This window comes from Synechocystis sp. FACHB-383 (genome assembly GCF_014698605.1).
Lineage (GTDB): Bacteria > Cyanobacteriota > Cyanobacteriia > Cyanobacteriales > Microcystaceae > Synechocystis > Synechocystis salina.
Genome location: NZ_JACJTJ010000030.1, coordinates 104,548 through 116,840 on the forward strand (window position 1 = coordinate 104,548; position 12,293 = coordinate 116,840).

The 12,293-nt window shown below is 45.8% G+C and carries 8 protein-coding genes; 4 read left to right on the forward strand and 4 right to left on the reverse strand.

All coding sequences use genetic code 11. The features are described 5' to 3' along the window. Positions 1 to 54: 54 nt before the first annotated feature. A complete protein-coding gene (locus H6G45_RS08645) occupies positions 55 to 2,655 on the forward strand; it encodes a M1 family metallopeptidase (protein ID WP_190598050.1) in 2,601 nt (866 codons plus the stop codon). Positions 2,656 to 2,859: 204 nt separating this feature from the next. Here the strand turns inward: H6G45_RS08645 and H6G45_RS08650 are convergent, their stop codons facing one another. The 4 genes from H6G45_RS08650 to H6G45_RS08665 all read right to left on the reverse strand — a co-directional run bounded on the left by H6G45_RS08650 (position 2,860) and on the right by H6G45_RS08665 (position 4,681). Then, a complete protein-coding gene (locus tag H6G45_RS08650) occupies positions 2,860 to 3,747 on the reverse strand; it encodes a hypothetical protein (protein ID WP_190598051.1) in 888 nt (295 codons plus the stop codon). A gap of 223 nt (positions 3,748 to 3,970) precedes the next feature. Then, positions 3,971 to 4,183, reverse strand: a complete 213-nt coding sequence (locus H6G45_RS08655) for a hypothetical protein (protein WP_190598052.1) — start codon at positions 4,181 to 4,183, stop codon at positions 3,971 to 3,973. Continuing rightward, the gene (locus H6G45_RS08660; RefSeq protein WP_190598053.1) at positions 4,176 to 4,394 is read right to left on the reverse strand and encodes a hypothetical protein; all 219 of its coding nucleotides are present in this window, start codon (positions 4,392 to 4,394) and stop codon (positions 4,176 to 4,178) included. The genes H6G45_RS08655 and H6G45_RS08660 overlap by 8 nt, the downstream gene beginning before the upstream one ends. Beyond that, positions 4,391 to 4,681: a DUF4258 domain-containing protein gene (locus H6G45_RS08665; RefSeq protein ID WP_347338256.1), complete on the reverse strand. Its 291-nt coding sequence runs from the start codon at positions 4,679 to 4,681 to the stop codon at positions 4,391 to 4,393. The genes H6G45_RS08660 and H6G45_RS08665 overlap by 4 nt, the downstream gene beginning before the upstream one ends. Before the next feature lie 239 nt (positions 4,682 to 4,920). On the opposite strand from H6G45_RS08665, the gene psbB reads away from it, so the two are divergent. From psbB to H6G45_RS08680, 3 genes are all read left to right on the forward strand, one after another. After that, positions 4,921 to 6,444, forward strand: coding sequence for a photosystem II chlorophyll-binding protein CP47 (gene psbB / locus H6G45_RS08670; RefSeq protein ID WP_190598054.1), 1,524 nt, complete (start codon positions 4,921 to 4,923; stop codon positions 6,442 to 6,444). A 252-nt stretch (positions 6,445 to 6,696) separates the two neighbouring features. Beyond that, the gene (locus tag H6G45_RS08675; RefSeq protein ID WP_190598055.1) at positions 6,697 to 9,756 is read left to right on the forward strand and encodes an FkbM family methyltransferase; all 3,060 of its coding nucleotides are present in this window, start codon (positions 6,697 to 6,699) and stop codon (positions 9,754 to 9,756) included. 318 nt (positions 9,757 to 10,074) lie between these two features. Beyond that, positions 10,075 to 12,117 (forward strand): FG-GAP-like repeat-containing protein, encoded by a 2,043-nt coding sequence (locus H6G45_RS08680; RefSeq protein ID WP_190598056.1) that lies wholly within the window; start codon positions 10,075 to 10,077, stop codon positions 12,115 to 12,117. The last annotated feature ends 176 nt before the right edge of the window (positions 12,118 to 12,293 follow it).

The window sequence follows — 12,293 nt, forward strand, 5'->3', positions numbered from 1 at the left end:
TTCAGGGTTATGGTTTGAGGAGTATATTCTCCTTACCCCGGCGCAAATTTCCCCATGTCGTTTTTAACCTTTGATACCGAGTCCAACCAACGGAAAAGCTTTGAGTTGCCCGGCGCTAAGCCCCACTACAACCCCGATCGCCCTGGGCAGGTAAATCATATCTTTTTGGACTTAAAAATCAACCTGGCAGAACGGCATTTACAGGGGGTTTGTCGTCTTACCCTCACCCCGGTGCGCCCTGGTATTCAACAACTGGTGTTGGATGCGGTGGATCTAAAAATTGCCTGGGTCTTGGTGAAAGGAATAAGTCAACATTTTGACCATGACGGCGATCGTCTGACCATTGATTTACTGCAACCGTTAAGCGTTGAGCCGGTGACCCTGGAAATTCAGTATGAGTTGAAAAATCCCCGCCGGGGCATCTATTTTATCCAGCCCGATCGCCATTATCCCGATAAGCCGGTGCAGGTCTGGACCCAGGGGGAAGATGAAGATTCCCGTTATTGGTTCCCCTGTTTTGATTATCCGGGGCAGTTGGCCACATCGGAAATTCGGGTGCAGGTAGCCAAGCCCTATCGGGTGATTTCCAACGGCAGTTTAATTGAGCAAACAGATCTGGGCAATGAACAGGTTTTCCATTGGTCCCAAAGCCAAATTCATCCCACCTATTTAATGACCCTGGCGATCGGGGACTTTGCTGAATTGACCGATAGTTACGGCGATCTGCCAGTGCGCTACTACGTCGAAAAAGGTCGGGAAGCGGACGGTCAAAGGAGCATGGGCAAAACCCCCCGTATGATCGAGTTTTTTAACCAAACTTTTGGTTATCCCTACGCCTATCCCAACTATGACCAAGTGTGTGTAGCGGATTTTATTTTTGGCGGCATGGAAAATACTTCGACAACGTTACTAATGGATCGTTGTTTATTAGATGAACGGGCGGCATTAGATAACCGCAACACGGAAAGTTTAGTCGCCCATGAGTTAGCCCACCAATGGTTTGGGGACTTGGTGGTGATTAAACATTGGTCCCATGCTTGGCTCAAGGAGGGTATGGCTTCCTATGCAGAAGTTTTGTGGACAGACCACGAATACGGTCAAGATGATGCCGCCTATTACCTGTTGGGGGAAGCAAGGAATTACCTAGCGGAAGATAGTTCCCGTTACCGCCGCCCCATTGTCACCCACGTTTATCGAGAAGCCATCGAACTTTATGATCGCCATTTGTATGAAAAGGGAGCCTGTGTTTATCACATGATCCGGACGGTATTGGGGGATGAGCTATTCTTTAAAGCTGTCCACACCTTTGTTAATGACCATGCCCACAGCACTGTGGAAACCATTGATTTATTGCGGGCCATTGAAAAAGCAACGGGCTTCAATCTACTTTGGTTGTTTGATCAGTATGTTTTTCGGGGTGGTCATCCCGAATTTAAAGTTAGCTATAGCTGGGACAATGACAATAAGTTAGCCAAGTTAACCATCACCCAAACCCAAGCCAAAGCCAACAGCGATCACAAGGATTTATTTAACTTAAAAATTCCCGTTGCCTTTAATTTTTTAGAAGGAGAAAAAGTAACAAGCCAAGTAATTCCCTTGCAACTCAAAGAACGGGAGCAAGTCTTTTATTTTCCCTTAATCCGTAAGCCAGATTTTATTAGCTTTGACCAAGGCAATAATTTTCTCAAAACGGTGGAATTAGCCTATCCCCTAGCGGAGTTAAAAGCCCAATGTACCCACGATACTGACCCCATTGCTCGCATTCAAGCGGCGATCGCCATTGCCAAACAGGGGGGCTTGGAAGCGGTGGAATTCCTAGGGGAAAGATTGCAAAACGATCCTTTCTGGGGAGTGCGGGTAGAAATCGCTGAACAGTTGGCGGGCATTAACTTGGATCAAGCAGGAACCCTATTGCTCCAGGGATTGGCAAAGAATGACCACCCCAAGGTGCGACGGGCGATCATTGCTTCTTTAGCCAAGATCAAAACCTCCGCCAGTTATGAAGCGATCAAAAAATGTTTAGCCCAGGGGGAAGCGAGTTACTATGCAGAGTCAGCGGCGGCTAGTGCCCTCGGTGCTTTGGGGTCTGGTCTGCTCAAGGACAATGAAGGGGAAATTGTCGAACAGTTAACAACGGTTTTGCAAACTCGCCCTGGTTGGAATGAAGTGGTGCGTTGTGGGGCGATCGCCGGTCTGAGTCAATTGACCACTTCCGCCCAAGCAGTGGATACGATTTTGACCTACACCGCCAATGGGGTGCCCCAACCTCTGCGACTGGCCTCCATTCGAGCTTTAGGAGCCGTTTCCGTTGGGCAATCACCCGAAAAACTGACAGAAATTCTGGAGCAACTAACGGCGATCGCCCAGGAAGAATTTTTCCTCACTCAAGTTTCTATTACTTCTGCCCTAGGTCAAATGGAAACCCCCAAGGCGATCGGCATTTTGCAAAATTTGGCCAACCAAACCCCCGATGGTCGGGTACGGCGCATGGCGGAAGAAGCGGTGAAAAAAGTCCAAGCCAAAATTGGCAGCGACGAAAAAATCAAGGATCTGCAAACCAATTTGGAAAAACTCCAACAGGAGAATCAAGATCTCCAGAGTCGTCTTGCTAAATTGGAAACTATGGTCAAAACATCCACGAATGAGACCAAATAATCTTAAGGCTTTTGGCTCTACCCATTTTTAGGTAGATTTTTAGCCCTCCCAAGCTAGATTGATCTTAATTCTTGGGATACATACCCCGCAGCTTGCTGCGACTACAAATGAAAACGATGTCCGAAGGGCATTGTAAAGCGTAACTGAACCACGAAGTGTGTGAAGTGAAGCGCAGTGATACCCCGTTGCTTGCAGCGGGGAAGTTCATTCTACAAACAGCAAAATGTTTGCGGCAGTGCAATGCAATGCAAAGCGGGCTGTTGATTCAGATACGGTAGTTATTGTCGAACCCTGTCCATGTCCACCGAGTTTATTTCGTACAGTCGGAACTCCACTCTCAAGTATTACGCGGAGATTCTTAACATGGCATTCCATAAATGTCGGGAAAAGTTCGTTGGCTATGCAAACGTCAATTAGTTTCTTGGCTGTATCATTAGTTTGGTATTTCCATCCCTTCAAATCGCAAATTGTTTTCATGGTACTCTCAAATGCCTTCAGACATTCTTTATATCGACCATGCCTATAATGTTCGTGGGCCTTGAGAAATTCATCATTAGCTCCTTTGAACCTTGGGTTAGAAAGTAGCTTTAGAGCTGGTTTGACAACATCATTGTGGATTAACTGTGAATCTATTCGGATGATTTCGCCAGAAACATACTCAAAACCAATACCATGTTCCTTAAATCTTGTATTGACTTCAAAAATTGTATCATCTGGGCTTGTAGCACAGCCTATATGCTGCCATCCTTCTCTTCTTACAATGGTGTCTACAGAACGAAGACCTAATTCAAAAATATCAATAATTTGTTCAATATCTTCGGTTTCGAGTAGGTAATTCGCAATCGACTCCCAATCCGATAAATAACGATTATTTGTGAGGGAGAAAACACCATATTCTCTACACAAAATCTTGTGAATTTCCGAATAGATAGATAACGAAACACGATGATATCTTTCGTCGCCGATGCCATCGCTTAGTATTTGAATCAGCTGAACACGTAGCGGTTTAGGAACATTGTCATATACATAAACTTCAGGTACTTCGCCACGTAATCGCTTTTGGCGTTTAGAAAATAAATCAAAAAGAGCCATTAACAAAACCTCTTGTTTGTGAACAACTGCAAGTTATAGTAGAAAAATCAAATAAAAATCTCTATAGTAATAATATATGAAAATTCTCCATGATGCTTAAAGTTAACCCGAGCACCAGAAAGTATTTATCTATCTTTATCGCTAGCGGTGAGCACTAGATTGGTGCTTGCTAGAAAGTAAATAGCTTCATTTGCCGGGGCGGGCTCAATATTTTTGATAACTGTTAATAACTAAAATCTATTCGCTTAATGAACGATTCTTCAGCTCCTGCCAAAAAAATTAAACAGCGATGGCTCAAATCTTTGATCAATTGAGATAGCCGTCCTTGCAACCCGGCTAAGACAATCGCCATTTTGCCTTTTACTTTTACTTGTGGCTTACTGTTGCCATGGCAGTTCATAAGTTCTTCTGTTTTAATTGGCTTTTTATTAAGCAACCACAACCGGGGTCAGATGGTAAATACGAGCAAGACCAGAAGCGGTTTTAATATCATTTTGGCGCAGGGCTAATCTGAGTTGATCAAGTTTTTGCGCTTCTGCGAGAGATAGGTAGGGTGACCAATCATGGCTAGTGTAGGTTAGTTCAACTTGAATTTCTGCCATATAGTCACCTTCATGAATAATTTTTGTTTGGACTTTGGTGTTCATAATTTTCTGGTTTTGTAGTCGTTTTCCCATTTGTTATCACTGGGCCGGTAGGCAGTGATTAACACGGCAGGGGAGTCTGAATTTTGGGGTATTCCCCCAACCGTATGAATAGGTAGATTTTGTGAATCCCTCTGTAAAACAAGAACGCAGGTTCCTTTTTGATAATTGGGATAGTCTTCTATGACTTCAGCTTCGTTCACACCCACCATAAGGTCATTTACAAAAATGCCGTTGCGGGCCAGGGCGATCGCCAGTCCGTTATGGAAGCAAGGTGGGGCTAACCACACCAGTCCCAGCGCCGTTAACCCTTTTCTCCATCCCCTAGGCATCTTGCAGAAATCCTGGCCGCTCGTTACAATCCTTCAAAATATTCTCACTTTGTAAGGGATAATGGATAAAACTTGACTCTGTCCGTCTTGTTCGGTTAACACAACCTATAGACAAGGGTTTTATTTACCCAACGCAGAATAAAAATTAAATCGTCTTTTAAGACACAAAACACTATTCGTTACTAGAAGGAGCGTCAATGGGACTACCTTGGTATCGCGTTCATACAGTTGTCCTGAATGATCCAGGGCGACTCATCTCTGTCCATTTAATGCACACAGCCCTTGTGGCTGGCTGGGCTGGATCCATGGCTCTCTATGAGTTGGCCATTTTTGACTCCAGCGATGCTGTGCTCAACCCCATGTGGCGGCAAGGCATGTTTGTGTTGCCCTTCATGGCCCGCCTCGGTGTCACCAGTTCCTGGAATGGCTGGAGCGTCACCGGAGAAACTGGTTTGGATCCCGGTTTCTGGTCCTTTGAAGGGGTAGCCGCTGCCCACATCGTCCTCTCTGGTCTGCTGTTCCTAGCTGCCGTATGGCACTGGGTTTTTTGGGACTTGGAATTATTTGTTGACCCCCGTACCGGTGAATCTGCCTTAGATTTGCCGAAAATGTTTGGTATTCACCTTTTCCTCTCCGGTTTACTCTGCTTTGGCTTTGGTGCCTTCCACCTCACCGGTGTTTGGGGCCCTGGGATGTGGGTTTCCGATCCCTATGGCTTAACGGGCCATGTACAACCAGTAGCGCCGGAATGGGGACCATCAGGTTTTAACCCCTTTAACCCCGGCGGGGTAGTGGCCCACCACATTGCCGCTGGTATTGTCGGTATTATTGCCGGTCTTTTCCACCTTACGGTACGGCCTCCTGAGCGCTTGTATAAAGCTCTCCGCATGGGGAACATTGAAACCGTATTGTCCAGCAGTATTGCCGCTGTATTTTTCGCCGCTTTCGTTGTGGCCGGTACCATGTGGTACGGCAACGCCACCACCCCCATCGAACTTTTTGGCCCTACCCGTTACCAATGGGATAAGGGTTATTTCCAAGAAGAAATTCAACGACGGGTTGATGGCCAGTTAGCTGAAGGTGCTTCCCTATCTGAAGCCTGGTCTACTATCCCTGAAAAGTTGGCTTTCTACGATTACGTTGGTAACAGCCCCGCCAAAGGTGGTTTGTTCCGTACCGGTGCCATGAACAGTGGCGATGGCATTGCCCAAGAATGGATTGGTCACCCAGTCTTCAAAGATAAAGAAGGTCGGGTACTGGATGTCCGTCGTATGCCCAACTTCTTTGAAACCTTCCCCGTCATCATGACCGATGAAGATGGAGTTGTGCGCGCCGACATTCCTTTCCGTCGTTCCGAGTCTAAATTTAGTGTGGAACAAACCGGTGTTACCGTCAGCTTCTATGGTGGTGCCTTGGATGGCCAAACCTTCAACAATCCTAGCGATGTGAAGAAATTTGCCCGGAAAGCCCAATTGGGTGAAGCCTTTGACTTCGACACTGAAACCTTTAACTCCGATGGTGTGTTCCGCACCAGTCCCCGGGGTTGGTTTACCTTTGGCCACGCCGTCTTCGCCTTGCTGTTCTTCTTTGGTCACATCTGGCATGGTTCCCGTACTCTGTTCCGGGATGTATTTGCTGGGGTTGATCCTGGTTTGGAAGAGCAAGTGGAATTTGGGGTATTTGCTAAAGTTGGTGACCTTTCCACCCGGAAAGAAGCCTAGGTTCCCCGAGGCCTTGAGCTAAAAATTAAGTTTTTGAGAATACCTACCTTTGCGGGGTTAACTCAATAACAATTTGACATTTACAGAAACTATTTCTATGGCGATTTCTTCTACGGGAGAAGTCGCTTTTTGTTGTTGTTTTTCGATTATTGATCATCTTACCAGTGTGCTATGATTCCAGGGTCAAAGCTCGTGGTAAGCAATTGAATTTTGTTGCTTTTACTGATTTTTTAACAGCCTTTAATTATCACCATGGCCGAATTAGCCGGATTAACTGAGAATCACTACATCCTTCAGCAGGAGCTAGCCGATGCCCTCCAAGCTCTCGGCCGTAGTATTCATTCTTTGGAAAGGGACATAATTATCAGCCATTGTGAAATTAATGCTGATCATGGGGTGGGGGTTTTACTACAAAGACTTTTTCCCAACTCTGACGAGCTATTGACAATTCGCTCCCATGATCTTTACGGCGGGCAACAGGAGTTTGGCGATCGCCATTTTTTGGTGCAGGGAGAAAGTTTTGTCACCATTGCCCAACAGGTGCAGTGGCTGTTGCATTATTACGCTCCCCGAAGACTTTTATCGGTACCCTATTTCCCAGAGGATTATCAAATTTCCATTGCCTTAAAGCGACTGTATAACTGTCCATTGTGTGTTTTCATCATGGACGATCAAAATATTTACTCTCCTCAGGTTCCCGATAGTTTGGTAGAAGAATTATTGTACCGAGCTGATATTTGCTTAGGAATTTCCCGTCCCCTCTGTGATGCCTACGAAGCCAAATTTAAGCGTAAGTTTTGGTTTGTGCCTCCGGTGGTGCAGGGGCATTTACTCCAAACTGAACCACCCCAGAGCTGGGACCGATCGCCGAGTGAGCGCCAGGGAGTGATGATTGGCAATGTCTGGAGTCAACAATGGTTAGATCAACTGCGGTCTTTGTGTCGAGCCACGGGGGTAAAAATTGATTGGTATGGTAACCCCAACCGGGATTGGCTAAATTTTACCGAAGCAGAGTTGGGGGAAGACGGCATTAACTTTAAGGGCTTTGTGCCGGAAGATGAGTTGATTAATATCCTCCGAACCGCTGATTTTGCCCTTATTCCCACAGGTAATTCTGACCAAAGCGGCGATCGTCCAGAGTTAACAAAACTAAGCCTGCCTTCCCGCAGTTGCTTTATCACCGCCACCGCCAATTTACCAATTCTGGTGGTGGGTTCCCCCGAAAGTGCCGTGGCCCAATTTGTCCAGAGCCAGGGCATTGGTGTTGTCTGTGCTTACCAACCGGAGGACTTTTCCGCCAAAATTGATTACTTGTTAGAAAACCAAGGGCGCATTCGCCAACAAGCTTTTAAGCTTGGGAAAAACCTCAGTGCAGACGGCATTGCCCAATGGATTTGGGATTCCCTTGCCCAAGGTCAAGCTATGGATGCACGTTTTGAAGTTCAACAAAAACCGGCCAAGATCATTGATGCCAGTGTGGTCATTACCCCCAACGAAGTCACCTATCGCCACGGCACAGGAGCTTTGATCAAGCGGGTATTTCCCAACGATGGGCAAATTGTTTCTGTGCGATCTGACAATCATTACGGCGGTGACCATAACTTTGGTCTCGAGTCTTACCATCTTTCCCAGAGGGGTTGGAGTCGTAAACAAGTTTTCACCAATATTGCCCAAATTTTCGCTGACCACGAAGTTAGCCGGATCTTTTGTGTTCCTTATTACAGGGAGGATGTGCTGACGGCGATCGCCATTAAGGAATTATTTGGAGTGCCCTTGGCCGTCTGGATCATGGATGATCAAAATGTTCGGGTCAACAATGTTCCCGATGCCCTCATGGAGGAATTTTTGCAAAAGGCAGATGTGCGCTTTGCCACCCATCCGGAACTGCGGGATGCGTACGAAAATAAATTTGGTTTAAAGTTTTGGATTTTGCCAGCGGTGGTTCCCCATGGGTTAATCAAAACAGAAATTTTTCAACCCACTTCAGACAATTGTGAACAAAAACGGGGTGCTCTATTAGGTAGTATTTGGAGTGAAAAATGGTTTGCTGACCTCTGCTGCAGTACGAAGGAAGCTGGTGTGCAGTTAGATTGGTATGGTAACTCCAAATATTATTGGCTGACGGAATGTAATGAAGATTTACGGGCTAAAGGTATTTATCCCCAAGGGCTTTTTCCGGAAGATAAATTGGTGGAAAAGCTGAAAGAATATCCTTTCATTGTGGTTCCCACTGGCACCATGGATGAGCGCGACGACCAGCCCCAGCTTTCCCAACTGAGTTTGCCGGGAAGGATTTTATTTGCCCTGGCCACATCTAACACCCCAGTAATTTTGATGGGAAGTGCCAAAACTTCCGCCGCTAGTTTCATTAATCGTTTTCAGATTGGGGTGGTCTGTGACTATACCCCAGAGAGTTTTGGGGCCGCCGTGGCCGAAGTGTTAGACCCCCAACGTCAAAGAGTTCTTAGGGAAAATGCCGTAGCCGTGGCGGAAAAATTTGGAGATCAAAATATTGATAGTTGGATTTGGGACTCCCTGGCTGAAGGACAGGCCGCCGATGACCGCTTTGAATCCCTCTTTCGGCGATCGCCGATTGACTTAGTGCATTTCATTGAACCTCCAGTACCCAGCCTGATCTACAAAGATTATGCCCAGGTGTATCAAGTGATGCGGCGCTTAAAGGTTAATAATTATCGTCCAGATTTTGTCATGGATGTGGGGGCTTCCCACGGCATTTGGTCCCACACCGCCAGCCAACTGTTTCCCGAAGCACGGTTTATTTTGATTGATCCTCTGATTAATCGCTATGAACAGGCCGCCCGTAATTACTACCTTAAAAACATCCCCAAAGCTAAGTTTTTAGAAATTGCCGTTTCTGATGAGTCAGGGCAACTCAGTTTTCAGGTTTCCCCTGATCTTTACGGTAGTTCCCTACTCACCCCAGCAGACTTTCGGGATTATGAAACGGTGACAGTGGCAGTCAAAACCCTCGACCAGGTGGCTGAGGAAGAAAATCTCCAAGGGCGGGGCATCCTCAAACTTGATGTGCAGTGCGCCGAACATATTGTTTTGGCGGGGGCAAACACTTTCCTCGAGCAGGTGGATCTAGTGGTGGCAGAACTTTCCTATGTCCGCTACGACGAAAATGCCTTGGTCTTTTTAGAGATGCTTAATCTCTTGGAGCAATTGGGTTTCCGTTATTACGATGAAACTGGCGAATGGCGATCGCCGATTGATGGTACCCTCTTGCAGAAAGAAGTAGTGTTCATCCGCCAGGATTTGTTAGTGCCTGAAACCAGTCGTAAAATCTAGTTTTTTTCTGGTTCCTCTATTCTATTTAAATTTTTTTTCATTTTTTTGTGATTCTAATTTCCAATCTCCACAACAAAATGAAATAGAGAAATTAATTAGAGTTGAGGTTAAGATTCATGAAGATAATCCTTGCAGGTTGTTGTTATAGCAACTAGTATGGGACTCAAAGTTGGTTGAAAATTTTTGCTTTTCGGCGATCGTCGCCCCAAGGCTTAGAGGGGCACTTTTGTTGGGACTGCCATTGAAGGAGAAAACGTTAGACAGCCTAACAATGAAAGCAATTCTCTCCAAGAAAACATTAAACGGATTCAAATCATCATGAAAATTTTAATGGAAAAAAACCGACGTTCGTTATTGTCATCAACAATAGACCAGAGAAATACACTTGTTGTTTTGGACGAACGGGTTCAAGACTTAGAGACTCTGTACGACGCCTTATTGCCCGGCGTTGTTGCTCACACACTAAATAGTCAGACCGATGCCATAACCACTATTTCCCAGTTATTGGCAGAAACAGGGGCAACTAAGCTGGCGATCGCCGCCCACGGCGAACCTGGTACAATTTTCCTCGGAAAAAATCCCTTAAACTCTCAGCAATTAGCAGCATATTCCCGTCTTTTAATGGAGTGGGGCGTCAAGGAAATTGCCCTCTACAGTTGCCAAGTGGCGCAGGGGAATGTTGGTAAACAGTTCATTCATCAGTTGAGTGAGTTAACTGGCGCAGTTATCGCAGCTTCAGCCACAAAGACAGGGTCTAAAGAACTCGGTGGTAATTGGTTGCTAGAAATGACTACGGGTGAAATACCGGAATCATTAGCATTTGAACGATCGCATTTAGAGATTTACCAAGGCATTCTTGATCGTTTTGACCCCTTCATCACTTACGACACAGGCGTTAATCCTATTGCTGTAACATTGGGGGATTTCAACGGTGATGGTTTTCTAGACATAGCTACAGCGAAAAATAACGAAAACGTATCCTTGCTGTTGAACAATGGTGATGGCACGTTTGGGACTCCAAACTTTACTTTCTTGAGTATAGGAGGTACTAATCCTTTTGCTATTGCTGCAGGGGATTTTAACGATGATGGCGACCTAGACCTAGTGACAGCAAATCGCAACAACAATAGCGTGTCAGTGCTCATAGGTAATGGTAATGGTGGCTTTACTGCGACCAACTTTGCTGCAGGAAGCAATCCTATCGATGTAACCGTAGGAGATTTCAACAATGACGGTAATCTAGACATTGCCACAGTGAAAGATGCGGCCTCAGAGGTATCGTTGTTGTTGGGTAATGGCAATGGCACGTTTGGGGGCGCAAGTTTCTTTAACTTGAATATAGGAGGCACAGATCCCTTCGCTATCGCTGCAGGAGATTTTAACAATGACGGTAACCTGGATCTAGTTACCGCAAATCGCAATAACAATAGTGTTTCGGTACTAATAGGCAATGGCAGTGGTGGCTTTACTCCGACCAACTTTAATGCCGGAACCAATCCTATCGATGTGACTGTGGGAGATTTCGACAACGACGGTAACCTAGATATTGCCACAGCGAAAGATAATGGAAACGTATCGGTGTTGTTTGGTAATGGTGGCGGAGCGTTCGGTGGTATAATCTTCCTAAATACGACAGGTACTCCTTCTTCCATCGGTGTGGGGGATTTTAATAACGACGGTAATCTAGACATTGTCACAACCAGCAACAGCAATAATAATGTCTCATTACTATTGGGCAATGGTGATCGAACATTCGAATCCGCTGCTACCTTTGCCGTAGACAGTGGACCTAACTCCATAGCTGTGGGGGACCTCACTAACAATACCCTAAGCGATGTAGTGACAGTGAGTCAGGGGCCTAACACTGCGTCAGTCCTGATTAATGACAATCCCGCGGACCTACTTAATACCCCATTTATCCGGTTTCAAAACACTAATCAACCCGGAACTTACTTGTTTGTTAACCAGGTAGAGGCCGCCGCAATTCGCAACAACCCTGGCTTGAGGCAGTTCGTAGAGGAAGGGGTTGCTTTTCAAGTTGCTCAACAAAAAACCGATCCATTGCAACAGGGATTCTTCCGTTTTCAAAATACTAGTCTGCCTGGCACCTACTTGTTTGCTAATGAAGGAGAAGCGGCAGCTATTCGCAGTAACCCCAACCTGAGCAATTTTGTTGAAGAAGGCCTTGCTTTTTATGCCTATGGACCAGGCACAGGCAACGGCACCGCTGACTTCACTCGTTTTCAGAGTGTAGGTGTTCCCGGTACTTATCTCTTTACTGCTCCTGGGGAAACTTCTTCTGTGATAGGAAACCCCAATTTTGTCAGGGAAGGAATTGCATTTTCTGCCGCCCTTGGTTGATTTCCTTGAAAAAAGCTAATGCTTTGATTGAGTTTAATTAGCTAAAAGTTAACTTCATATTTTTGGGTAAAACCCTCTGGAAACGGGGGGTTTCTTGATTTTTTCTGTGGGTGAATCCAGTTTGTAATCTCGATAACGGGATAAAGCACGGCAACTAACCAGAATTGAAATTAAGA

Coding starts and splice junctions, on each gene's coding strand:
- H6G45_RS08645 (WP_190598050.1), top strand. CDS start 55: ATGTCGTTTTTAACCTTTGATACCGAGTCCAACCAACGGAAAAGCTTT.
- H6G45_RS08675 (WP_190598055.1), top strand. CDS start 6,697: ATGGCCGAATTAGCCGGATTAACTGAGAATCACTACATCCTTCAGCAG.
- H6G45_RS08660 (WP_190598053.1), bottom strand. CDS start 4,394: ATGAACACCAAAGTCCAAACAAAAATTATTCATGAAGGTGACTATATG.
- psbB (WP_190598054.1), top strand. CDS start 4,921: ATGGGACTACCTTGGTATCGCGTTCATACAGTTGTCCTGAATGATCCA.
- H6G45_RS08680 (WP_190598056.1), top strand. CDS start 10,075: ATGAAAATTTTAATGGAAAAAAACCGACGTTCGTTATTGTCATCAACA.
- H6G45_RS08650 (WP_190598051.1), bottom strand. CDS start 3,747: ATGGCTCTTTTTGATTTATTTTCTAAACGCCAAAAGCGATTACGTGGC.